Raw genomic sequence first — 24,015 nt, 5'->3', positions numbered from 1 at the left:
CCTCAAAAACTATATATTATATTAGCATATCTTTAAGGAGGTAAAAGTATGCCACAGGTATATAAAGATATTTTAGAATTTGATTCTGTATCTGGCATATATGATACTCAACTTTTGGTAGAGAGTGATATAATTGTTCCTGAAAATGAGCCGGACGTGCTGGTACTTTTGGCATTAAATCCAAAAACATATATTAATGAAGTTTTTGTGACAGAAGGGAAGGTTCAGTTTGAGGGAAAACTGGCATTAGATATTTTGTATTTAGGTGAAAAAAATGGAGAACTTGAAAGGATTGAAAAAGAAATTGATTATTCCCATGTTATTGAAGACGAGGGTATTGATAAGAGAAGTAGATACATGTTAGTTGCAAAGGTTGAAAATGTCGACTACAAATTGGTGAACAGTAGAAAAATAAGTGTAAAAGCTGTAATAAAGATACAATGCAGGCTGGTAGTATCTAACAAAAAAGAAGTAGTAATAGGAGCAGAAGATTCGATAAAAATTCAAGCTTTAAAGAAAAAAGTAAAGCTAATGCATACAGTGGGACAAAATAGTATTGAAGTTTTTGTAAAAGATAAAATAAAAGTTCCTGAGGGAGAAGCTCCTATTCAAAAAGTTATAAAAACAGATGTGGAAGTAAAACCGGAGGAGATTAAAATCACTGATAACAAAGTAATAGTTCAAGGAAGTGTGCTATGTAATATTTTATATATTTCACAGGAAGGAGAATTTGGGAATTTAGCAGCAAATTTAAATTATGCAAATTTTGTAGATATTCCTGGGGCTTTAAGTTATATGTCGGCAAAAACTCAAGAGGAAGTGATAGATGTAAGCACCACTGTATTGGAGGATGAAAAGGGAGAAAATACTATTTTAGATATAGAAGCCACAATACGGGTAAAAGTTCAAGTGTTGGAGACGGAGGAAAGAGAGCTTCCTATTGATGCCTATGGTACAAAGGGTTATATTCAGCCTGTAAGAGAAAATTTAACTGTGATAGAGGAATTACAATCTTATAAATCTCAATTTGTAGTTAAAACTAATGTAGAATTGCCTTCTCTTGCCAAAAGATTTATAGATGCTGTGGTTATTCCTGTTATATCTGACTACAGTGTAGATGTAGATAAATTAGTTTTAGAAGGAATATTAGATTATACTATTTTATATTTGTCTGAAGAGGGTAGTGTAAAGCCTTATAGAGATGAATATCCTTTTAAGACTTTTATTGAAATAAGTCAAGTTAAAGGGCCTACTCTGGTTGATATAAAAATTTCTCATGTTTCCTATGAAATAATAGCCATGAAAGAAATTGAATTAAAGTTTGCAATTGATAATACAGTTGATTTACTTGTAGAGAAAGAAATAGAGGCTATTGTAGACCTTAAAGAAATCGAAGCCCCAAGAGAAAGCGATAATAAACACAGCATTGTTGTTTACATGATTCAAAAAGGCGAAACCTTGTGGGATATAGCTAAAAGGTATAGAGTAGGCCTTGAAGAGCTAATTTCTGCTAATGGTTTAGAAGAAGAGAAAGTTTCGGAGGGGATGAAATTAATAATACCTATGGAAGAATGATACGCAGGAGACTGCGTATTTTTTTTACAGAAATTTTATTGTATAATGTATAATAAATGTATAATATATGAAACTATAATTATTATTGAAAAAGCGAGGATAAAGGAATGAAAAAAATCAAAGTAAAGGCCTATGCAAAAATCAATTTGTCTTTAGACGTGCTAGGTAAGAGAAAAGATGGATATCATGAAATTTCTACAGTGATGCAATCAATTGATTTGGCTGATATTTTAGAGTTTGAAAAAAGCGAAATAGTTAAGGTTTTTTGTAGTGGCCATCGAGTTCCTGAAGGAGAAGATAATTTAATAGTAAAGGTCATCAACTTTTTAAAAGAAAAATATCAAATAGAAGAAGGAGTGTTAGTCAGGCTTGACAAGAAAATCCCTTTAGCTGCCGGCCTTGCTGGGGGAAGTGCTGATGCTGCTGCTACAATTGTTGCATTAGACAAATTATGGAATTTAAACATGTCAGCAGATGAGAAAAAAGAAATTGCTTTGAAAGTGGGAGCAGATGTTCCTTTCTGTCTGGAAGGTGGGACAAAGCTTGCAAAAGGCATAGGGGAAATTTTTGAAGATTTGAACGTTCCTCATATGAATTTACTTCTTGTAAAACCTGATATTGAAATTTTCACAAAAAAAATTTATGATAAATGGGATAGGCTTAATTTTAAAAGCCATCATGCTACTTGTTCAGTAGTTCAAGCTATACAGGAAGGAAACATATACAAAATTGCAGAAAATATAAAAAATGATTTAGAATTAGTAACTTCTCGGGAATGTGAAGTTATTAATCAAATAAAAGAGGAGTTGCTTAAAAAAGGTGCTTTAGGATGTGCTATGTCGGGCAGTGGTCCCACTGTTTATGGAATTTTTGACGATTTACAAAAGCTTATAAAAGCCTATAAAGATTTAGAAGGAATTTACAGTTTTGTATTTTTTTCAAAAACTATAGATAAGGGGTTAGAATTGTATGAATGAGTTTTTTCCATTGGAAAATTACAAACCGTTAAGAGATGTAGTTTTTGATTACATGAAAGATGCCATAATTACAGGTAAATTAAAACCTGGAGAGAGACTTATGGAAGTTCAATTGGCAGAAAAACTGGGAGTAAGTCGGACGCCAGTTAGAGAAGCGATTAGAAAATTGGAACTTGAAGGGCTAGTTGTTATGATTCCTCGAAAAGGAGCTTATGTGGCAGATTTGGATGCAAAGGACCTTTTGAATGTGTTAGAAGTGAGAAGTTCGTTAGAAGGATTAGCTGCTTCGCTGGCTGCCGAAAGAATAACGGATGAGGAAATTGGTAGGTTAAAGAAAATTGTAGAGGAATTTCAAAAAGAGATAGAGGAAATAGAAGACGGTGATAATGAAGAACTGGTAAAATTGGATAAGGAGTTTCATGATTTAATTTTTACTGCCTCACGTAATGACAAATTAATTCAGATAATGAATAATTTACAAGAACATGTGCATAGGTTCCGTGTTCGATATATAAATGAAGCGAAAAAAGCGAAAAAAATACATCAAGAGCATAAAAAGATTACAGAGGCCATCGAAACGAGAAATACGGATGTTGCACGTAAATGGGCAGAGAAACACATACGCAATTTCCAGACAGAGGTTTTAAAAAACATAAAGTATTTTAGTAACAAGGAGTGAGTGGGGTGAATGCTGTAATTTTGGCCGGCAGTACTAAGGAAGATAAGTTGCCTGATAAAGCTTTTGTTAAAATAAATGGGAAGTTTATGATCTCATATGTAATCGAAGCTTTAAGAGGCTGCGACAAAATAGATAAAATTGCAGTAGTTGGAAATTCACAAAAGCTCAAAAAAGTGGCAGGTATAGATTTTATAATTGAGCAAGTTGATAATTTAATGGATAATGTTTTAAAAGGAGTAGAACCTTTTAAAAACGACAAGAGAGTATTGATTCTTACTTGTGATATTCCTATGTTGACTAAAGAAGCTGTTTGCGATTTTATTGAAAAATCAGAAGCTACGGGAGCAGACTTGTGTTATCCTATTGTTAGAAAAGAAGATAATTTAAAAAAATTTCCTGAAGCTAAAAGGACTTATGCAAGAGTGAAGGAAGGAGTTTTTACAGGCGGCAATATTTTTTACGTTAATCCTGGAATTATAGATAGATTAATTGAGGATGCGAAACAATTTATAGCTTATAGAAAAAGACCATGGAAGTTAGGGAAATTATTAGGAGGAAAGATATTATTTTTATTTTTAATAGGAAGACTTTCAATTTCTCATATTGAAAAAAAAGTAAAAGAGTTATTTAACATAACGGGAAAGGCTATCATATCCGAATATCCGGAAATAGGTAACGATATAGATAAAGAAGAAGACATAATAATGGCAACTAAATATCTGACTGGAAAATAGGCATAAGCCTATTTTTTTTGTATATTTTTTTTCTGACTGCAAAATATATATTTCAGAAGGTGAGAGCATGTATAGTTTACTGTATTTTGTCAGACAATACTTTACGGTTTATATGTTTGCTAATGTATTCATTGTAGGAATTTATGAAGCTTTTATTGAGCCAAAATTTTTGGAGAGAAAAGGATTAGACAGAGATTCTAAATTGTGCAAGTGGATTGGATTATTTTACATTTTTATTGGAGTAGTTGCCATTATTATACAAATATTTTTCTTTAGATAAGGAGGAGAACATGGGATTTTTTGATAAGATATTTGGGAAAAAAAACAATAAAAAAGAAGCAAAAACAAGTACACCAGCTTCAAATAGTCTCAAGCAAAATTTAAATTACATAAAAAATAAATTGAAAGATTGTGATGATGTGATATATAGAGATATTTGGGTGGGAGAGAACCAGGAATATAATCTTGCAATTGTGTTTATAGATGGACTTGTGGACAAAAACATCATAAATGACCACGTACTTCGCGCTTTGCTTTTGGATTCAAGAGAAGCAACTCCTTCTATTGAGAAGATAAAAGACAACTTATATGAGGTTATAAAAAAAGGGACTATAACTGGAGGAGACATAAAAGAGGTTGCAGACTTAGATAAATGTGTTTTATCAATACTGAGTGGAGATACTGCATTATTGTTTGAGGGTTCACAAGAAATAGTGATTATTTCCAGTAAAGGCTGGCAGATGAGGTCTATTTCTTCTCCTGATGCAGAGACAGTCATAAGGGGACCAAGGGAAGGATTTACTGAGACAATAAGGGTAAATACTGCTCTTGTAAGAAGGCGTATAAGGGACCCTAATTTGAAAATAAAACAAATACAGATTGGGGAAAGAACTCATACAGACGTAGCAGTGCTTTATATCGAGGATATTGTTGATAAAAATGTGTTGGATAAAGTGATGAAAAGACTTAAAAATATAAAAATAGATGGAGTGTTTGAAAGTGGCTACATAGAACAATTGATTGAAGAGGATTGGCATTCACCTTTTCCACAGGTATTAAACACAGAAAGGCCTGACAAGGTTGCGGCTTCCCTTTTGGAGGGAAGAGTAGCAATTTTGACAGATAATACTCCTTTTGCTCTTATAATACCTACTACTCTTGCTACTCTTTTTCAATCGCCTGAAGATTATTACGAAAGGTGGATGATTTCTTCTCTTTTGAGAATTTTGAGGTTTCTTGCAGCAATTGTAGCATTGGTTTCACCAGCTGTCTACATAGCTTTTACAGCTTATCATCCTGGCCTTATACCTACTAAATTGACATTATATGTTGCGGCAACACGACAAGGTATTCCTTTTCCTGCTTTTTTTGAAGCTTTGGTTATGGAAGCGACTTTTGAGCTTTTAAGAGAAGCAGGAGTTAGACTTCCTGTACCCATAGGACAAACTATTGGTATTGTAGGTGGTCTCATTATAGGACAAGCTGCTGTGGAAGCGGGTATTGTGAGTCCGTTGATGGTAATAGTCGTGGCTGTCACAGCTGTAGCTTCTTTTGCAATACCCAGTTATAGTGCTGCCATTGCTTTTAGGATGCTAAGATTTATACTTATGATTCTTGCGGCTGTTTTTGGCCTATATGGCATAATGCTTGGATTTATGATAGTTCTAACCCACTTGGTTGTTTTGAAAAGTTTTGGGGTTCCGTATCTTTCACCCTTTGTCGAAATAGATATAAGTGACCTTGCAGATACATTGATAAAAGCCCCTATAATGTACTTTAAAAATCGGCCAGAAATTCTAGAGACCTCTGATAAAAGAAAGATGAAAGATTTGAGAGAGGAAAAAATGGAAAGCATAGAAGACGATAGGAGAGACAACAATGATAAAAAATGATGACAAAATTTCTGCGAATCAAGTTGCTATATTACTTTTTACTACTATGGTAGGAGCTGGAATATTAAGTCTTCCTGCAGATGTTTCAAAAGAGGTAGGGCCTAATGGGCTTATAGCTATTTTCGGAGGAGGGATTGTTTTTCTTTTTTTTGCAAGGTTAATACTATATTTATCTTCTAAATTTCCTACAGAAACTTTTGTTGAGTATGCTGGCAAACTTATCACAAGACCTATTTCTACGGTTATGAGTGCTGGGCTGCTGTTTTATTTTGTAATATTTGTAAGTCTTGATGTAAGAATTTTTGGGGAAGTTTTAAAGTTATATCTTTTGCCAAATACTCCTATTGAAATCATAATTCTTACTATGCTGTTTAGCTCTGCTTATATAGTGCGATATGGACTTGAACCAATTGCACGGATGTCAGAAATTTTATTTCCCATAATAGTAATACCCCTTGTATTACTTTTTTTGCCGGCTTTAACTGATATAGACTTAAGTAATTTTCTTCCATTTATGAAGGTTTCACTAGTTAGATTTTTTAAAGGAATGCTTTTCACTACCTATAGTTTTGCTGGCTTTGAAATATTGTATTTGCTTTTTCCATATGTAATTGATAGAGAAAAATTAAAAAGAAGTGTAAATTCTGCACTGTTTTCTACGATGTTGTTTTATGCCTATATAAATTTTTTTGTAATTGGTATATTTGGATATAAAGAAACAAAGGAACAATTATGGCCTTTTTTGACCCTTCTTAAATCAATTAATTTTCCTGTGTTTTTCATTGAAAATGTAGAGGGAATTGTAATGGGAATATGGACGTTCGCTATCTTTACTACTATTTATTCTTTTTACTATTTTGCTACTTTGACTTTCTCAAAACTTTTAAAAACCAGAGAACATTCTTATTTTGTATTGCCGGCAATTCCAATAATGTATTTGATATCTTTAATCCCTGATTCTATTGTAACAGTTTATAAATATGCAAATTATTTATCCCAATATATGTCAGTATTTTTTATAGCTATCTTACCAATACTTTTGCTTATAATTTTAAAAGTTAAAGGAATAGGTGGTAAAGATGAAGAGAAAACTTAGGATACTTATATTATGGTTTTTGATTATTTTTATATTTACAGGATGTTGGGATAACATAGAAATAGAGGATAGGGCTTTTGTAATGGCAATTGGCATAGATTTATCTTCTTCAAATAAAAGATATCTTGTGACTTTTCAATTTCCTAATGTTGCTCAAATGGCCAAGGGTACCAGTGGCGGTGGAGGAGGGAGTGAAAAGCCAAGTTTTGCTGTTTCTGAAGAAGCTGAAACAATTTTTTCTGCATCAAGGCATATAAGTACACGAATTAATAAAGCGTTGTATTTAGGTCATACACAAGCTATTATATTTGGCAAAGAGGTAGTGGAAAATAAGGATAGATTTCAACAAGTTTTAGATTCTCTTGACAGAAATTATGAGTTGAGGCGTAAAGTTTATCTTCTTGTAACTCCGCAAAAAGCTCAGGATATTCTTCTGAAAAAATACGAGATAGAACCAAATACAGGTGCTTATATTAGAGATGTGTTTAAACATTATAACCTAACATCAAAATTTCCAACAATTGACTATAATAAAATTACTAAGTCTATACATGAGACAAATGGAAATGCGATAATTCCAAAAATAACTGCAGGAAAAGATGAAATTAAAATAGCGGGTTCAGCAATTATCAAAAATTACAAATTGGCGGGTTGGCTGGGAGATGAGGAAAACATGGGGTACATGTGGCTTGCTGGCCTTGTTAGAGGAGGAGATGTTGATGTTAGTGTGCCTAGTGGTGATGGAAAAATAGTGATTCCTTTTAATATTTCAAATGTTAGGAGAAGGCGGTCTGTTAAAGAAGAAAATGGAAAAATTATTTATAGAGTTGAACTTCAAGTGGAAGGAGACATAACAGAATATACTTTTGAAAAGCGAGAAGAGATGATGGAAGGTGATTTGTTAAACGTAATAGAAAGAAAAACTAGTGACGAAATAAAGAAGATGGCACAAAAAGCTATAAATAGGTTTCAAAAAGAATTAAAAATAGACATGTTAGGTATAGGAGATTATATTGAAAAATATCATCCTAGTTTATGGGAAAAAGTAGGAAAAGATTGGGATAATGTTTTTCCAGAGATAGAGATAAAAGTAGACGTTACTACTCATGTTAGAAGGATAGGTCTTTTCAAGTAGAAGGGTATATTTTTTTATATATTTGGTAATACTTTAGTCAGAGTAAAGATTTGCGATGGAGGATAAATTATGAGAAGGTTAATTGCATTGCTAGTTTTAACAATTATTATAACTGTAAATTTTTATGGAGCTAAAGCTTTCAATTTGCAAAGAAAAAACCTATCCCATAAATTAATAAGGTTTCATGTAATTGCCAACAGTGATTCCGAAGAAGATCAAGAATTAAAACTTAAGGTAAAAGATGCTATACTTGTTGATTTGACGTCTAAATTTGAAAAAGTAAAAGATGTAAAGGATTCGGAAAGAATTATAAAAGAAAGTATTGGAGAGATTAAAAAGGTTGCTGAAGAAACAATTCGTAAAAATGGCAAAAATTATAATGTGAGAGTTGCCTATGGCATCTTTGATTTTCCTACTCGGTATTATGGAACTATTACTCTTCCTGCGGGGAATTATAATGCGCTTAAAGTAATTATCGGAAATGGTGAGGGTAAAAATTGGTGGTGTGTAATATTTCCTCCCCTTTGCTTTATTGATGTTACCCACGGGTTTACAGATACACAAACTGCAGAGGAAGTGGCCAAATACCTTTCTCAAGATGAAATGGACCTTATCAGAAAACAAAAACCTGAAGTTAAATTTAAAATAGTTGAAATTTTAGAGGAATATTATAATAAATTTAAAATGGCATGGATGGCGCCTTAAAGGGCGCTTTAATTTTTTTAGGTTAAAATCGGCGTATAATACTTTTACTACTACAAAAAATATTTACGAATACTAAAGAAAAGGAGGTTCAAAATGAGAAAAGATTTTATTCTCCGCATCAAAATTATAATAACAATTTTGATTATTTTTATAACAGTGGTTTTTGAATATGCGGCTTATGATTTAACAAAAACAGCTATGGCTAATCTTTATTGGGGAAATACAGGTAGTGATGTAGCCAAAGTCCAAGCACGACTTAAGGATTGGGGATATTATCAAGGAGCTGTTGACGGATTTTTTGGGGTTAGAACGTGGCTGGCAGTTCGAAAGTTTCAAGCATATAACGGGCTTAATGTGACGGGAATTGTAGATGATGATACAAAAGTGGCGCTAGGTTTTACGACTACTGCCCAGGATTTAGCAGCTTATCAAGCATCTTCTTCTGTTACTACAAATGATGATGTCTATCTTTTGGCAATGCTTATAAATGGAGAAGCGAGAGGGGAACCTTACATCGGAAAAGTTGCAGTTGGAGCAGTTGTGATGAACAGAGTCAGAGACCCAAGGTTTCCCAAAACTATAGCGGGCGTTATATTTCAGCCTGGAGCTTTTTCTGCAGTAGATGATGGACAAATGTGGTTGCCACCTACAAATGACAGCATAAGGGCGGCAAGAGATGCGATTGCTGGATGGGACCCCACTGGTGGCGCATTGTATTATTACAACCCTGTGAGAGTGACAAGTTTTTGGATATTTAACAGGCCTATTATAACCCAAATAGGCAGTCATATTTTTGCAAGGTGAGGTGAGAAAATGTTAAAAAGAGGATTGACGGCTTTTGCTCTAATTCTAATATTAGTTTTAGGGGCATGGGGATATAGGCAGTACATTGAAAAAATTTCTTATCACAGGTTTTTACAAGCACAATATGACAGGTCTTTTTATCAATTGGTGTCTAATGTAGAAAATATTGAAACTTCCATGGGAAAGTTAATGGTTGCCTCTTCAGAGAAAACTATAATTCCAATTTTGGATGAAATCTGGAGAGAGGCTTTTTCTGGACAGGAGCATTTAAATCAATTACCTGTCGGGCAGCCTGAAATAGATAATACTTCTAAGTTTTTAACACAGATTGGGGATTATGCTTACAGCCTTACAAAAAAAGTTGCTTTGGGGCAAAAATTATCACAACAAGATTTAGCAACTCTTACGAAATTACAAAATTATGCAGTATTTTTAGGTAAAAACCTACAAGACCTAAGGAAGAAGATTCAAGGGGGATATGAACTTGGGAACTTACGTCAAAAAGGCAGTCAAAAAATGGGGAAGATTGACAGTAAAATTTTAAATGTAAAAATGAGTAGAGTCAATCAGACTATGACAAATTACCCTACGTTGATATATGACGGTCCTTTTTCTGAAAGTTTAGCAAAGATTACGCCTAAAGGTTTAGTAGGTGCGGAAATTTCTTACGATAGAGCTGTTCAAATAGCAAAAGATTTTTATGGAAAGCCGGTAGAATCGCAAAACAAGTATAGCCCTAACAATGGAGAGATAAAAGCTTATGGGATAGAGTTAAAATCTCCAGGCAAATTACCTGTTTATATAAATGTCAGTCAAAAGGGTGGACATGTTGTATGGATGATGGACCAAAGAACTGCGGATAAGATAAATATTTCTCAATCACAAGCTTTAAAGTATGCTAAAAAATTTTTAGAAAAACACGGCTTTAAAAACATGGAAAATACTTATTCTATGAAAGCGGATGGCAGTGTACAATTTAATTTTGTCCCTGTACAAAATGGGGTATATTTATATCCAGATATTCTAAAAGTGAAAGTGGCACTTGATAATGGTGACATAATCGGATTTGATGCGACAGCTTACTACATAAATCATACAGAGAGAAAATTAGAAAAACCAAAACTTACCGAAAAAGAAGCTGAACAAAAAGTAAGTAAAAACTTAAAAATAGAAGGAAGAAGATTAACACTTATTCCTTTAGAAAGTGGTAAAGAAGTATTAGCTTACGAATTTAAGGGAACCTACAAAGGAGACACTTTTTATGTGTATATAAATGCATTAAATGGAAATGAAGAAAAAATTTTAAAGGTTATAAGAACAGAACATGGAGATTTGACCATGTAGTCCATAACATAAAAGTGCTTTTAAAGTGCAAAATAATTGTAGGGCGAAAGAAGGAGGGGATGAAAATGGGTAGACGCAGAGGCTTAATGTCTGACCAACTTAAATATGAGTTGGCAAAAGAACTCGGCGTTTACGACACAGTAATGAAGGAAGGTTGGGGAAGCGTTTCTTCTAGAAATTGCGGTAATCTTGTAAAACTTGCAATTGAAAAAGCGGAACAAATGCTTGTTGAAAATTACAACAACAGAAATACCACCCTCTAAATGCCCAAAAAGTCGGGAAAGAAATGTCTTCTTTCCCGACTTTAAATTGTAAAATAAAATTTTTTTCTTGAATACATATTCTTAAAAGGGTAGAATAAAGATAATGTAAAAAAAATTAATGGAGAGTGAGAGAATGGTAAAGAAGAGAATTGCTGTTTTATTTGGAGGACAATCAGGAGAACATGAGGTCTCTTTAATGTCTGCAAAGTCTATAATAAACAATCTCGATAAAGATAAATACGAGATTTACATGGTAGGTATTACAAAAAAAGGAGAATGGTATCTATATAGGGGTGACGTAGAGAAAATAGAAACCGGAGAATGGGAAAAAGAAGGAATTCCCGCAACTATGGGAGCTTCTACAAAGTATAGAGGAATAATAACTTTTGAAGAAGGAAAAAATGTTTTTTTTCCTATAGACGTGGTATTTCCTGTATTGCATGGCCCTAATGGAGAAGATGGGACTATACAAGGGCTTTTAGAATTATTGGATATACCTTACGTAGGTGCTAATGTGCTTTCTTCTGCTTTATGCATGGATAAAGTTTTTACAAAAAGAATTTTTAAGGAAGCTGGATTGCCTACACCTGATTTTGTAGTAGTTTATAGAAAAGAAATTGGAGATTTAGAAACTATTAAAAAGAAAATTGAGCACTTAGGATATCCTTGTTTTGTAAAACCAGCTAATTTGGGATCAAGTGTTGGTATTACCAAAGTCCACAACGAGGAAGAACTTCCTGGGGCCTTGAAATTAGCTGCAAAATATGATAGAAAATTGTTGATAGAAAAAGGAATAGAGGCCAGAGAGATTGAATGCTCTGTTTTGGGGAATGAAAATCCTGAGGCTTCTGTTGCGGGAGAAATTGTACCTTCAAATGAGTTTTATGATTACAATGCCAAATATTTTGATGGAGGAAAGTCACTTCTTTTAATACCTGCTCCACTACCTGATGAAAAAATGGAAGAGATAAGAAAGCTCGCTATAAAAGCCTACAGAGCCTTGGATTTAAGAGGCATGGCGAGAGTAGACTTTTTAATGGATAGAAATACAGGCACTGTTTACCTAAATGAAGTTAACACTATTCCGGGCTTTACGAAAATAAGTATGTACCCTAAACTATGGGAAGCGAGTGGAAAGTCCTATTCGGCATTATTGGATGACCTTATAAATTTAGCAATAGAAAGTAATAATGAAAAATGTAGGGAATGGTGAGAAATGAGGGAAGAAGGGGAGAGGCTGTTGAAAAAAGCGATTATATCTGTAAAAGGTACTCAAAAAAACGAGCAAAATGAATCTGATACAATAGAACTTATTACAGAAGGCAATTTTTACATTAAAGGTAATACTTTTTATGTAGTATATGAAGAAAGTGAACTCTCGGGAATGGATGGAACTACTACTACTTTAAAAATTACAGAAGACAAGGTTACATTATTACGATTTGGTACTAACAAATCTAAAATGGTTTTTGAAAAGAATAAAAGGTACGAGTCTGATTATGATACACCTTATGGAAAAATTCTTTTAGGGATTTTGCCAACGGATGTAAAGGTAGCTATGTCCGAAGCGGGCGGTGAGATTACTATAAAATATGCTCTTGATTTAAATAACGAGACTGTGAGCGATAATGAACTATACTTAAAAGTGCGGGAGGTAAACTGATTTGGAAAACATTATACAAAAAGTAAAAGATGAAATAAAAGACATGGTGACTACCGCTATTAAGAATTCTGTAAAAGAAGGTTTGATAAATATAGAATCTATTCCAGAGATAGAAATAGAGGAGCCAAAAGAAAAACAACACGGTGACCTTGCAATAAACACGGCGATGATAATGGCAAAGCAGGCTAAAATGTCTCCTAAAAAGATTGCAGAAATCATTGTTTCAAAAATGGACACTTCAAATACTTTTATAGAAAAGATTGAAGTAGCAGGACCTGGTTTTATTAATTTCTTTTTGAATGATAAATTTTTGGAAGAAACTTTAAAGCTCGTATATAAGCGAGGAAAAGATTATGGACGTGTAAATATAGGGAAGGGCAAGAAAGTACAAGTAGAATTTGTATCGGCAAATCCGACGGGTCCTATGCATATGGGAAACGCAAGAGGTGGTGCTTTGGGAGATGCTTTGGCGTCAGTGCTTGACTATGCAGGATACGATGTTACAAGAGAATTTTATATAAACGATGCAGGAAATCAGATAGAGAAGTTTGGATATTCCCTTGAGGCAAGATACCTGCAACTATTGGGTATACCGGCTGAAGTGCCCGAAGGCGGCTACCACGGTGAGGACATAATAGATAGAGCGAGAGAATTTTTAGAAATATACGGAGACAAATATAAAGATGCCCCATCAGAAGAGAGAAGAAAGGCACTCGTAGAATATGGACTTAAGAAAAATTTAGAGAAAATAAAAGAGGATTTAGAGCTTTATGGTATAGAATATGACGTGTGGTTTTCTGAACAATCTCTTTATGACAGCGGAGAAGTATATAAAGTAATTGAAGAGCTCAAGCAAAAAGGATACACTTACGAAAAAGATGGGGCTTTGTGGTTTAAAATGACATTATTTGGCGCAGAAAAAGATGATGTATTAGTAAGAGCCAATGGATTTCCCACATATCTTGCTTCTGACATAGCCTATCATAAAAATAAATTTATAACCCGCGGATTTGATTGGGTTATAAATGTGTGGGGAGCAGATCACCACGGCCATATTGCTCCTATGAAAGGGGCAATGCAGGCACTTGGTATAGACCCTGACAGGCTTGATGTTGTTTTAATGCAGCTTGTGAAACTCATAGAAGGCGGTCAAGTTGTTAAAATGTCCAAAAGGACAGGCAGAATGGTGACACTACGAGATTTGATAGATGAAGTAGGCAAAGATGCAGCAAGGTTCTTTTTCAACATGAGGTCTGCAGACAGCCCAATAGACTTTGACCTTGACTTGGCTAAAGAACAATCAAATGAAAACCCCGTATTTTATGTACAATATGCTCATGCGAGAATTTGCTCTATAATAAGACAGTTAGAAGAAAAGGTAAAAATAGAGAATATAGATGAGGTAGATTTAAGTCTTTTAAAAGAAGAAGAGGAAAAAGACCTTATTAAAAAATTGGCATATTTTCCGGAAGAAATTACTATTGCTGCAAGAACATTGACACCCCACAGGATTACGAGATATGTACTTGATGTGGCATCTCTTTTCCATTCTTTTTACAACAGTCATAGAGTAAAAGGCGTAGAAGAAAATTTGATGAAAGCAAGGTTTGTGCTTATATTAGCAGTAAAAACTGTTATAAAAAACGCTTTAGACATATTAAAAATAACTGCACCAGAAAGGATGTAAAAGGCGGTTTTCCGCCTATTTTTTGTGGTATAATATGGTTAGGAGGTGTTAATTTATGAATATAAAATGGTTGGGGCATGCGTGTTTTAAAATAAGTTCTGAGAGGGGAACTATTATTGTTACAGATCCTTTTGATGAATCAGTTGGGTATGCTATGCCGAATGTAAGAGCGGATATTGTGACATCTTCTCATTCCCATTTTGATCACAATTATTTTAAGGCAATAAAGGGCAATTTTGATATTGTTGACACAGTAGGAGAACATGATATAAAAGGCATAAAAATAAAAGGTGTAAGTACTTTCCACGATGAGGAGCAGGGGACAAAAAGGGGCAAAAATATAGTTTTTGTGTTTGACATTGATGGCATTAAGGTGTGTCACATGGGGGATTTGGGACATATTTTGACAGAGAAGCAAATTGAAGAAATAGGTTCTGTTGATGTACTACTTATTCCTGTAGGTGGTTATTACACAATTGACGCCAAACAAGCGGTAGAAGTGATGAATCAATTAAAACCAAAAATAACTATTCCGATGCATTACAAAACAGAGCTTATCAATTTTCCTATTGATACTGTTGACAACTTTTTAAGTATGACAGGAGGTAAAAAGATTTCATCTTCCCAGATGGATGTGAAGAAAGAAGACCTGGGAGGAGAACCAAAGGTAATTGCTTTAAATTATCAGTAAAATTTTTTAAAAATAAATGAATATAAGAGGGCAAAAGGGGCAATATAATAGTGTAAGGTTCGTAATGGTCGAGCCAAGGTCATCATAGGACGCAAGTTCTGTGATGGCCGGCCAAAGATTGGTCTTCGATCAAAAGGTCGGATGCCAGTCGGCGGGCAGATTATAATATGTCTCTATGGAGCTTAAATTTTTAAGCTAAAAAGGATGTATTATAGTCGAGCTAAGACTATTATGGGTTCCGCAGGTCGAGGTACGTTATGTACTTAGACTGGAAGCTTTATGCAAGACGCATAAAGTTTCTAAGGTATCTGTAATAGTCGAGCATAGGTCAGTATGGGTTTTGCAATACCTTGCCTTTTAAGTAAGGTATGAAAAGATTTGTACTGGCTGAAGCGAAGACCATTACGAGCCTTACTTTTTTGTTGTGTTGACAAAAATAAAGTGGAAAGCATGTAGCTATACCAAATGGCAAGCTACAAAATGCCCTCCACCTACATCCCTATATTCTGGCACTTGTTCTCTACATATATCTTTAGCAAGAGGACATCTTGTGTGAAATTTGCAGCCTTTTGGAGGGTTAGCAGGGCTGGGGATATCTCCCTCTAAAATTATTCTTTCTCTCTTTAAGTCTGGGTCTGGAATTGGAACGGCAGACAAAAGTGCCTGGGTGTAAGGATGAAGAGGATGGTCAAAAATCTCGTCTCGCGCTGCCATTTCAACTATTGACCCAAGATACATTACAGCAACTCTTGTACTTATGTGTTCTACAACACTCAAATCGTGGGAGATAAATAAATAAGTTAATCCTTTTTGTTGTTGCAGGTCCATAAGCAGATTGATTATTTGGGCTTGTATTGATACGTCAAGTGATGATACAGGCTCATCCAACACGATAAATTCGGGGTCTAAAATGAGTGCACGGGCTATGCCAATTCTCTGACGCTGGCCACCTGAAAATTCATGAGGATAGCGGTCTATATGATAAGGAGCTAAACCGCATATTTCCATTGTTTCTATAACTTTGCCTCGCAGTTCTTCTTTTGATACCAGTCCATGGTCTAAAAGAGCTTCTCCTATGGCATCTCCTACTCTAAGACGTGGGTTTAAAGAGCTAAATGGGTCTTGAAAAACCAATTGCATTTTAGGCCTTAGTTTTCTAAGTTCACTTTTTTTGAGGCTATGAATGGGAATAGATTTATAAAAAACTTCTCCATCAGTTTTATCATACAGCCTTATTATGGTACGTCCCACTGTGCTTTTACCACATCCAGATTCTCCCACGAGACTTAAGGTTTCACCTTTATTTATAGTAAATGTTACTCCATCTACTGCTTTTACATATCCTATTGTCCTTTGTAAAATACCGCCTCGTATTGGGAAGTATTTTTTAAGGTTTTTTACTTCTATTAAAGGTTCGCTCATTTTTTCCACTCTCCTTCATAGAGCCAGCAGGCAACTTTGTGTCCCTTTTCGTCAGCTTTAAGTTGAGGTATTTGTTGGCGGCAAACTTCCATTGCGAATTCACACCTATCGCTAAAATAACAGTAATCTCCTAAACCAATAGGATTTGGTACTTGACCAGGGATTGTATACAATCTTTCTTTTCTTTGGCCAATTATTGGTTTTGCTTTTAGAAGGCCTCTTGTATAGGGGTGTTTAGGATTTTTAAAAAGTTCTTTCACTGGGGCTTCTTCAATGACTTTTCCAGCGTACATAACTACTACATAGTCAGCCATTTCAGCAACAATTCCAAGGTCATGGGTTATAAGCATTAAAGCCATATTCCTTTCCTGCTTTATTTTTCTCAAAAGGTCAAGAATTTGGGCTTGAATTGTAACATCAAGAGCGGTGGTTGGTTCGTCAGCTATGAGGAGTTTCGGGTCACAACTTAAAGCGATTGCAATCATTATACGCTGTCTCATGCCACCACTTAACTCATGAGGATAACTTGTCATTATCTGTTCAGCTCTTGGGATTCCAACTTGTTTTATAAGTTCAACAGCCTTATTCCAAGCCTCTTTTTTATTCATGAGTTTATGCACCATCAAAGGCTCCATTATTTGTTCTCCAATTGTTAACACAGGGTTTAAAGAAGTCATGGGTTCTTGAAATACCATGCCTATTTCATTACCGCGTATTTTTCTCATTTCTGTTTCACTTAATTTAAGCACATCCCGTCCATCAAAGATTATTTCTCCCCCTTCAATTTTTCCCGGAGGTGATTGAATTAACCTCATTAAAGACAAAGCAGTTACACTTTTTCCACAGCCAGATTCACCAACTACACACACCGTTTCCCCTTCTCGTATAGAAAAACTAACGTCATTTACTGCTTTTACAACACCCTCTGATGTATAGAAAAAAGTTTTGAGGTTACGAAACTCCACTAAGTTTTTTGCCATTTTGATTCCTCCTAAATTTTTTGTCTAGGATCAAAAGCGTCTCTTAAGGCATCGCCAATAAAGTTTATAGCTACAACAGACAGCATTATGGCGACACCCGGTGGAATCCAAAGCCAAGGACGCTTCACAAAATCGATCATGTTGTTTGCGGCAGAGAGCATATAACCCCATGAAGGTGTTGGAGGGACTACTCCAAGTCCTAAGAAACTTAAAGCAGATTCTAATAATATTGCGTTAGCTACTCCTAGTGTTGCAGCAACGATGACAGTTGGTAAAACGTTGGGGAAAAGGTGTTTTATTATTTTTTTACTATCTCTTAAACCCAAAACTTCTGTTGCCAGCATAAATTCTTGCTCTTTTAAACTTAGTATCTGACTTCTTACAAGTCTTGCAAGTCCTACCCACGATATAAATCCTAAAATGAACATGACATAATATATTCTTTGCGAAGGTGGAATTTTTAAGTCAGACATTATTGCACCTAGCATGATTAAAATAGGAAGACCTGGCATAGCATAAATGATATCTGCTAATCTCATTATTATGACATCTAACCAACCTCCGTAATATCCTGCGATGGAGCCTAATGTTCCACCAATTAAAACAATTATTAAAGTAGCAGCAATCCCTATTGTAAGGGAAATTCTACCTGCAAGCATAAGCCTTAAAAGTACATCTCTTCCTAGATTATCTGTACCAAGCCAATGTTCTGCACTGGGTGGTTGATTTCCTTTTGATACATCTATTTTTGCATCCAGATAAGGCGAAAAATAAGGCCCTACAAATGAGAACAGTAACATAAAAGTCAAAATTACCAGTCCCAATATGGCGTATTTATTTTTTAAAAATCTATGAAAAGCGTCTTTCCAAATCGAAGGTGCTTTTTTTAAATTATTTTTCTTTTTATAGTCAAGAGGTTTGAGTTGTTCCAAGCTCTATCCCCCCTATTTAAGTCTTACACGTGGATCAGCAATGCCATACAAAACGTCAGCTAAAATATTTGCTAAAATTGTAAGAACAGTTATGAGCATTGTGTATCCCAAAAATAACGGATAATCCCTTATATAAATTCCTTCTAAAACTACTTTACCAATACCTGGCCAATTATATATTCTTTCTGTTATCATTGCACCTGCAAATAAGCTAGGTAATTCTAAAGTAAACAAAGTGATCAAAGGTAGAAGAGCATTTCTTAAAGCATGTTTAAAAATAACAGTTCTTTCCTTCAAGCCTTTAGCTCTGGCAGTCCTTATATAGTCTTGCTTTATGACTTCTAGCATATTCGCCCTAAAATAGCGGCTTAAGCCCCCTACACTTATTAAAGTTAGAGTAGCAACAGGAAGTACCATATGTTTTGCGACGTCAAATATATGAGCCCCTCCAGTATAGTTAGAACCAGTTGTTATCATCCCTCCCAGTGGGAACCACCTGAGGTCTACTGCGAAGATTTTAAGCATAACAAGACCTAAGAAGAAAGAAGGTAAAGAGTAAAGGATAAATACAAGAAGGGTAGCTATAGTGTCAAATACAGAATACTGCCGTATAGCAGAATAGATACCTACTATAGAGGCAATTAACCATTCAAAAAACATTATGGCTACTCCCAATATAAATGAATTCCATATAAAATCATTTATTACTTGTATAACAGGTTTTTTAAACATTAAAGAGTCGCCCAAATCACCTTTTAAAACACCGCTTGCCCAAGAAATATACCTTTGCGGTAATGGTTTGTCCAATCCATAAAGGGCCCTTAATTGTGCGGCCCTTTCCTCAGTCATCTTAGGATTTTGAAGTTGAGAGGTGACGTAGTCACCAGGTGCCATTGCAAAAATTAAAAATATTATTATAGAAGCTCCAATTAATGTAGGAATACTCTGCAATAGTCTGCGTATAATAAACTGAGTCATTTTATCCCTCCTAATAGATGAAAAGCCCGGCCCTTAACAGTCCGGGCTTTTTAAGTTTAAATTAGTACTGAAGAATTTCTGCTTGATATAGGGATTCTGTGAAATCTCTGAAGGATGAAATCTGGAATCCTACTACTCTGCAGTTCTTTGCATTGAGGTCATTTCTCTGATACAGGAAGATATATGGCAAGTCATCGTTTAATACTTTGTAAAGTTCATGATAAATTTCTTTGCGCTTATTAATATCTGTTTCTTCACGGCCCTTTAGGATAAGTTCATCAACTTTTGGATTTGCATATCCTATTTTATTCTGAGACCCTTTTGAGAAGAATGTAGTATAAGGATCTGGTTCAGGAGTTAATCCCCAAGCCATGAAGTACATTTCAAAATCGCCTTTATTGACCTTTTCAATTATGGCGTTGAAATCAAGAGGTTCTGCCACAAATTCTATACCCAATTCTTTATAATTTTCTACTGCCATTGGCACTAATGCATCATTTACTGGATTAGGTGATGAAGCTAGGAAGTGAATAGTAAATTTCTGACCATCTTTATAACGATAACCATCAGGGCCAACTTTCCAACCAGCTTCATCTAAAAGCTGCTTAGCCTTTTCTGGGTTATAGTCATAATGTATTATGTCTTTTTCATCTGGATATGCCCATGATACTTTAGACTGTGGCACATCTCTTACTTCTGCTAAACCTTGATATACAGCATCGACTATAGCTTGGCGGTTAAGACCATAGGCTAATGCTTTACGCACTCTTACATCTTGGAATTTTGGCAGTTTGTGATTGAAAGCTATATAGCCATAACCATTAGTTGGAAGTAAGCTATAATCAACAAATCCAAGGCTTTCTAGCAACTCTACGTTATCTTTCTTTGCTGTGATGTTTGAGGTCTCATAGTCTGTTTCACCGGTTTGTAACATTTGAACAGCTGTTTCCTCTGTTGTAGTTTTAAAAATCAAGTGTTTAATTTTTGGAGCACCTTTCCAGTAATTCTCATTTGCTACTAAGCGAACTTCTTGACCAGGAACAAATTTTTCAAATATATATGGCCCTGATCCAAGTGGTTGTTGTTCAAGAGCCTTTACTCCATCTAATTTGCCTTTAGCAAAGTCTTTTCCATAATAGTGCTGAGGAATAACTGGAATGTTAAGGTCTGATAAAGAAGTTCCTAAAACTTTTTCTAATTGAATCTGTATTGTATGGTCATCTATTACTTTTATCCCTTCAATTTTGTCTGCATTTCCTTCATTATATTCTTTAAACCCTTTGATTCCTGCTGCAGATAAAGCAATTGGCCCATCGTAAGTAGGATCAGCTAGTACATAATAAGAAAATTCTACATCCTTAGCTGTCAAAGGTGTTCCATCACTAAATTTCACGTCATCTCTTAAATGGAATGTGATAGTATTATTATCTTTGTCTATATCCCAACTCTTTGCAAGAGATGGAATGTATGTTCCATCGAAGTCTACCTCTAGTAGACTATTAAACATAGCGCTGTTTACGTAAATGTCGTATGATGTTTCAGCATAAAGAGGATTAAAAACCCCTTTTGGTGCATAGAGACCTATTATGAGTGTGTCTGTGCGAGACTTTGATGCTTCTGGTATTTTTGAAGTGTCTTTTGCTTTAGTCCAGTTGTCACTATCTTGAACTGAAGCGGTGGGAGTTGACTTAGTTTCTTCGGAAGGCTGAGTCGATTGGTTTTCTGTCTTGCCACAGGAAGTCAAGATAACAGATAGGGTAAAAATTAAGATTACGACTAGAGGAAGCCACTTTTTTCTTAGCATTTTTTAATCCCCCTTATAATTTTATTTATAATATAATTAGCAATTATATAGTTAGCTTCTATTATAGCATATCTAATATATGTTGGCAATATATCTGCTAAAAATGTAAGTTCTTTAGGTGCTTTTTGAATTTCGTGCATATATTTTTAAATATATTAAAATACAGACATAAAAACTGTTAATGATTTTTAAAAGTCTATTTTAATTTTATGCAAACAAAAAGCATTTTAGTACACATTTTGAGAATTTTTTCATAAAATTTTAATAGAACTTCAAAAAAACTTGTAAAAACAGAAGTTAATTTAAAATTTAATATTATTTTTAAGTTAAAAATGGTTTTTGATTAATAAAAAGTAAAGAAATAATAAAATTATTTTTCTATCGCTTTCTTATTTTGGTTTCGGACAATTTTGGAATAATACTCAATTATTATCTTAAAAAATATTGATTTATAAACAATTATTGGTATAATATTTTCTATAAAATATAAAGCTAAGATGGTGATAGGATGAAAGACAATTTTGTTCCTGAAGTAACTTCACTTTTAAGGCAAAAAATGGTTTTAGTTCCTGAGGTCATTCATCAAAAAGCTTCAGGTATAAAAGTTTATGGGAAATTAATAAAATCTCTCGTTTTTACCACAGACATCGCTCTTATTAGAAATACTAATGCTCATGCTGTTTTAGCTGTGTATCCTTTTACTCCTCAACCGGTGATTACTCATGCTCTTATGATGGCAGCAGATATTCCTGTGTTTTGCGGTGTAGGTGGAGGACTTACACAAGGGAGACGGGTTATAAACTTGGCTCTTGATGCTGAATTTCAGGGTGCCATGGGGGTTGTTGTAAATGCTCCAACTGCCAACGACATAATTAAAAAAATGAGAGCAGCAATAGACATACCTATCGTTGTAACTATTGTCTCAGAAAAAGAAGACATAAAAGGGAGAGTGGAAGCTGGTGCTACAATACTCAACATATCTGGTGCACAAAAGACACCTGATATAGTAAAATATGTAAGGGATATTTGCCCGGATATACCAATCATTGCTACAGGAGGCCCTACAGAAGAGACTATTTTAAAAACAATAGAAGCAGGTGCTAATGCTATATCTTATACTCCTCCTACAAATGCGGAAATTTTTTCTGAGGTAATGGACAAATATAGGAAAGAAAAAGAATGAGAATAAAAATAAACGGGCTTTTTAGTTCTTTTATCGGTTTGCTTCATTAAATAAGTATAATGCAAAAGAATTTTTGTTTACAAAGTTAACTATGATATAATAAATTAAAACATTTAATAACGGGGAGAGGATGAGGATGCAATACAGACAATTTGGCAAATTAAGTGTAGCAGTATCTGCTTTGGGATTTGGTTTGATGAGACTTCCTATAATTGATAACGACAACAATAAAATAGATGAGGCTGAAGCGATAAAGATGATAAAGTATGCCATTGACAATGGCGTAAATTATATTGATACAGCATGGCCGTATCATGGAGGTAACAGCGAAATAATTGCAGGTAAAGCTTTAAAAAATGGTTACCGAGAAAAAACTTTTCTTGCTACGAAACTTCCCACCTGGTTAATTAATGAAAAAGAAGACATGGACAAATATTTAAATGAACAGCTCAAAAAACTTCAGACAGACCACATAGATTTTTATCTTTTGCATGCTTTAGATAAAAATAAATGGGAGAACATGAAAAAAGTTGATGCTTTAAGCTGGGCTGAAAAGAAAAAGCAAGAAGGGAAGATAAGATACATAGGGTTTTCTTTTCACGATGAGTATCCCGTATTCCAAGAAATTGTAGATTATTATGACAAATGGGATTTCTGTCAAATACAATATAACTATATGGACATAGACGTACAAGCAGGAGAAAAAGGGCTAAAATATGCTGCTTCAAAGGGTTTAGGTGTTGTAATAATGGAGCCTATAAGAGGAGGAAGGCTTGCCAACCCTCCACAAGCAGTGCAAGACATTTGGGATACTGCAAAGGTTAAGCGTACCCCTGCTGAGTGGGCACTTCAATGGTTATGGAATCAGCCAGAAGTTTCGGTTGTTTTAAGTGGTATGAGTACCTTTGAGCAGTTAAAAGAAAATATAGAAAGTGCAAAAAGGTCAGGAGTAAATATCCTTACAAAAGAGGAACTTGAGATTGTAAATAGAGTTAGAAACAAATACAAAGAGCTTTCTCCAATTGCTTGTACGGGGTGCAATTACTGTATGCCTTGTCCAAATGGAGTAAATATACCGAAAAACTTTGAGCTTTACAATGAGGCTCATATGTATAACACTTATGAAGATAACCGCAGGGGTTATGAAAACTTGAAGGATGCAAAAGCGAGTTCTTGTATTGAGTGTGGTACCTGTGAGAGCGTATGTCCACAACATCTTACAATAATTGATTATCTTAAAGAGGTTGCAGATTATTTTGAAAGAGCATAGCGAAAAAGGAGAAGGAGTTTTATATTTTGCTTCTTCTCCTTTTTATGTAATACCGTGGCGAAAAGCTGTTAAAAATATTGCTATTCCAAGAAGAAAGCAGATAAGACCTAGTAATAAAATGATGGCCAAATAAGATTTTTTCTCCATTTAGTCTACCGCTCCTTTTAAAAACATATTTCTATAGTATAGACGAAAAAATTT

24 protein-coding genes are annotated in these 24,015 nt (G+C 34.6%); 19 read left to right on the top strand and 5 right to left on the bottom strand.

Annotated features, from left to right (window positions below):
* Nucleotides 1-48: 48 nt before the first annotated feature.
* From TMATH_RS10690 to TMATH_RS10615, 16 genes are all read left to right on the top strand, one after another.
* On the top strand, nucleotides 49-1,575 hold the full coding sequence (locus tag TMATH_RS10690) for a DUF3794 and LysM peptidoglycan-binding domain-containing protein (RefSeq protein ID WP_012996128.1): 1,527 nt from the start codon (nucleotides 49-51) through the stop codon (nucleotides 1,573-1,575).
* A 107-nt stretch (nucleotides 1,576-1,682) separates the two neighbouring features.
* Entirely contained in the window at nucleotides 1,683-2,552 is an 870-nt protein-coding gene (ispE, locus tag TMATH_RS10685) for a 4-(cytidine 5'-diphospho)-2-C-methyl-D-erythritol kinase (protein WP_012996127.1), read from the top strand.
* Complete coding sequence (locus TMATH_RS10680; RefSeq protein WP_012996126.1) at nucleotides 2,545-3,231, top strand: GntR family transcriptional regulator; 687 nt, start codon at nucleotides 2,545-2,547, stop codon at nucleotides 3,229-3,231. The genes ispE and TMATH_RS10680 overlap by 8 nt, the downstream gene beginning before the upstream one ends.
* A gap of 5 nt (nucleotides 3,232-3,236) precedes the next feature.
* The gene (locus TMATH_RS10675; protein WP_012996125.1) at nucleotides 3,237-3,965 is read left to right on the top strand and encodes a nucleotidyltransferase family protein; all 729 of its coding nucleotides are present in this window, start codon (nucleotides 3,237-3,239) and stop codon (nucleotides 3,963-3,965) included.
* Between the two features lie 67 nt (nucleotides 3,966-4,032).
* Nucleotides 4,033-4,245 carry a CLC_0170 family protein gene (locus tag TMATH_RS10670; RefSeq protein ID WP_012996124.1) on the top strand — a complete coding sequence of 71 codons (213 nt, stop codon included), beginning with the start codon at nucleotides 4,033-4,035 and terminating at the stop codon, nucleotides 4,243-4,245.
* A 10-nt stretch (nucleotides 4,246-4,255) separates the two neighbouring features.
* On the top strand, nucleotides 4,256-5,857 hold the full coding sequence (locus TMATH_RS10665; protein WP_013150953.1) for a spore germination protein: 1,602 nt from the start codon (nucleotides 4,256-4,258) through the stop codon (nucleotides 5,855-5,857).
* Nucleotides 5,844-6,953, top strand: a complete 1,110-nt coding sequence (locus tag TMATH_RS10660; RefSeq protein ID WP_013150952.1) for a GerAB/ArcD/ProY family transporter — start codon at nucleotides 5,844-5,846, stop codon at nucleotides 6,951-6,953. Before TMATH_RS10665 ends, TMATH_RS10660 begins: the two co-directional genes overlap by 14 nt.
* Nucleotides 6,937-8,088 (top strand): Ger(x)C family spore germination protein, encoded by a 1,152-nt coding sequence (locus TMATH_RS10655; RefSeq protein WP_013150951.1) that lies wholly within the window; start codon nucleotides 6,937-6,939, stop codon nucleotides 8,086-8,088. Before TMATH_RS10660 ends, TMATH_RS10655 begins: the two co-directional genes overlap by 17 nt.
* A 69-nt stretch (nucleotides 8,089-8,157) precedes the next feature.
* Nucleotides 8,158-8,793, top strand: a complete 636-nt coding sequence (spoIIR, locus tag TMATH_RS10650) for a stage II sporulation protein R (RefSeq protein WP_013150950.1) — start codon at nucleotides 8,158-8,160, stop codon at nucleotides 8,791-8,793.
* Nucleotides 8,794-8,886: 93 nt separating this feature from the next.
* Nucleotides 8,887-9,597, top strand: coding sequence for a spore cortex-lytic enzyme (gene sleB / locus TMATH_RS10645; protein WP_013150949.1), 711 nt, complete (start codon nucleotides 8,887-8,889; stop codon nucleotides 9,595-9,597).
* A gap of 9 nt (nucleotides 9,598-9,606) precedes the next feature.
* Entirely contained in the window at nucleotides 9,607-10,941 is a 1,335-nt protein-coding gene (gene ypeB / locus TMATH_RS10640; RefSeq protein ID WP_013150948.1) for a germination protein YpeB, read from the top strand.
* A 65-nt stretch (nucleotides 10,942-11,006) separates the two neighbouring features.
* On the top strand, nucleotides 11,007-11,204 hold the full coding sequence (locus tag TMATH_RS10635; RefSeq protein ID WP_012996117.1) for a small, acid-soluble spore protein, alpha/beta type: 198 nt from the start codon (nucleotides 11,007-11,009) through the stop codon (nucleotides 11,202-11,204).
* 133 nt (nucleotides 11,205-11,337) lie between these two features.
* Nucleotides 11,338-12,417 carry a D-alanine--D-alanine ligase family protein gene (locus TMATH_RS10630; protein ID WP_013150947.1) on the top strand — a complete coding sequence of 360 codons (1,080 nt, stop codon included), beginning with the start codon at nucleotides 11,338-11,340 and terminating at the stop codon, nucleotides 12,415-12,417.
* A gap of 27 nt (nucleotides 12,418-12,444) precedes the next feature.
* The gene (locus tag TMATH_RS10625; RefSeq protein WP_049766032.1) at nucleotides 12,445-12,867 is read left to right on the top strand and encodes a YwiB family protein; all 423 of its coding nucleotides are present in this window, start codon (nucleotides 12,445-12,447) and stop codon (nucleotides 12,865-12,867) included.
* 1 nt (nucleotide 12,868) lies between these two features.
* On the top strand, nucleotides 12,869-14,554 hold the full coding sequence (gene argS, locus TMATH_RS10620; RefSeq protein WP_013150945.1) for an arginine--tRNA ligase: 1,686 nt from the start codon (nucleotides 12,869-12,871) through the stop codon (nucleotides 14,552-14,554).
* Nucleotides 14,555-14,609: 55 nt separating this feature from the next.
* Nucleotides 14,610-15,245 (top strand): MBL fold metallo-hydrolase, encoded by a 636-nt coding sequence (locus TMATH_RS10615; protein WP_013150944.1) that lies wholly within the window; start codon nucleotides 14,610-14,612, stop codon nucleotides 15,243-15,245.
* 456 nt (nucleotides 15,246-15,701) lie between these two features.
* On the opposite strand, the gene TMATH_RS10610 is transcribed toward TMATH_RS10615, so the two are convergent.
* From TMATH_RS10610 to TMATH_RS10590, 5 genes are all read right to left on the bottom strand, one after another.
* Nucleotides 15,702-16,667, bottom strand: coding sequence for an ABC transporter ATP-binding protein (locus TMATH_RS10610; protein ID WP_013150943.1), 966 nt, complete (start codon nucleotides 16,665-16,667; stop codon nucleotides 15,702-15,704).
* Nucleotides 16,664-17,647 carry an ABC transporter ATP-binding protein gene (locus TMATH_RS10605; RefSeq protein WP_013150942.1) on the bottom strand — a complete coding sequence of 328 codons (984 nt, stop codon included), beginning with the start codon at nucleotides 17,645-17,647 and terminating at the stop codon, nucleotides 16,664-16,666. The genes TMATH_RS10610 and TMATH_RS10605 overlap by 4 nt, the downstream gene beginning before the upstream one ends.
* Nucleotides 17,648-17,658: 11 nt before the next feature.
* Nucleotides 17,659-18,579 (bottom strand): oligopeptide ABC transporter permease, encoded by a 921-nt coding sequence (gene opp4C / locus TMATH_RS10600; RefSeq protein WP_012996110.1) that lies wholly within the window; start codon nucleotides 18,577-18,579, stop codon nucleotides 17,659-17,661.
* Between the two features lie 12 nt (nucleotides 18,580-18,591).
* Nucleotides 18,592-19,557 (bottom strand): ABC transporter permease, encoded by a 966-nt coding sequence (locus TMATH_RS10595; protein WP_013150941.1) that lies wholly within the window; start codon nucleotides 19,555-19,557, stop codon nucleotides 18,592-18,594.
* Nucleotides 19,558-19,618: 61 nt separating this feature from the next.
* On the bottom strand, nucleotides 19,619-21,361 hold the full coding sequence (locus TMATH_RS10590) for an ABC transporter substrate-binding protein (RefSeq protein WP_013150940.1): 1,743 nt from the start codon (nucleotides 21,359-21,361) through the stop codon (nucleotides 19,619-19,621).
* Between the two features lie 508 nt (nucleotides 21,362-21,869).
* On the opposite strand from TMATH_RS10590, the gene TMATH_RS10585 reads away from it, so the two are divergent.
* From TMATH_RS10585 to TMATH_RS11950, 3 genes are all read left to right on the top strand, one after another.
* Complete coding sequence (locus tag TMATH_RS10585) at nucleotides 21,870-22,544, top strand: beta/alpha barrel domain-containing protein (RefSeq protein ID WP_012996107.1); 675 nt, start codon at nucleotides 21,870-21,872, stop codon at nucleotides 22,542-22,544.
* Nucleotides 22,545-22,680: 136 nt separating this feature from the next.
* Complete coding sequence (locus TMATH_RS10580; RefSeq protein WP_013150939.1) at nucleotides 22,681-23,814, top strand: aldo/keto reductase; 1,134 nt, start codon at nucleotides 22,681-22,683, stop codon at nucleotides 23,812-23,814.
* Nucleotides 23,801-23,947: a hypothetical protein gene (locus TMATH_RS11950; protein ID WP_157629588.1), complete on the top strand. Its 147-nt coding sequence runs from the start codon at nucleotides 23,801-23,803 to the stop codon at nucleotides 23,945-23,947. The genes TMATH_RS10580 and TMATH_RS11950 overlap by 14 nt, the downstream gene beginning before the upstream one ends.
* The last annotated feature ends 68 nt before the right edge of the window (nucleotides 23,948-24,015 follow it).

Source organism: Thermoanaerobacter mathranii subsp. mathranii str. A3, from assembly GCF_000092965.1.
Classification (GTDB): Bacteria; Bacillota; Thermoanaerobacteria; order Thermoanaerobacterales; family Thermoanaerobacteraceae; genus Thermoanaerobacter; species Thermoanaerobacter thermocopriae.
The sequence above is the reverse complement of the archived record's forward strand: the minus strand, read 5'-3'. Positions and strand labels throughout refer to the sequence as shown.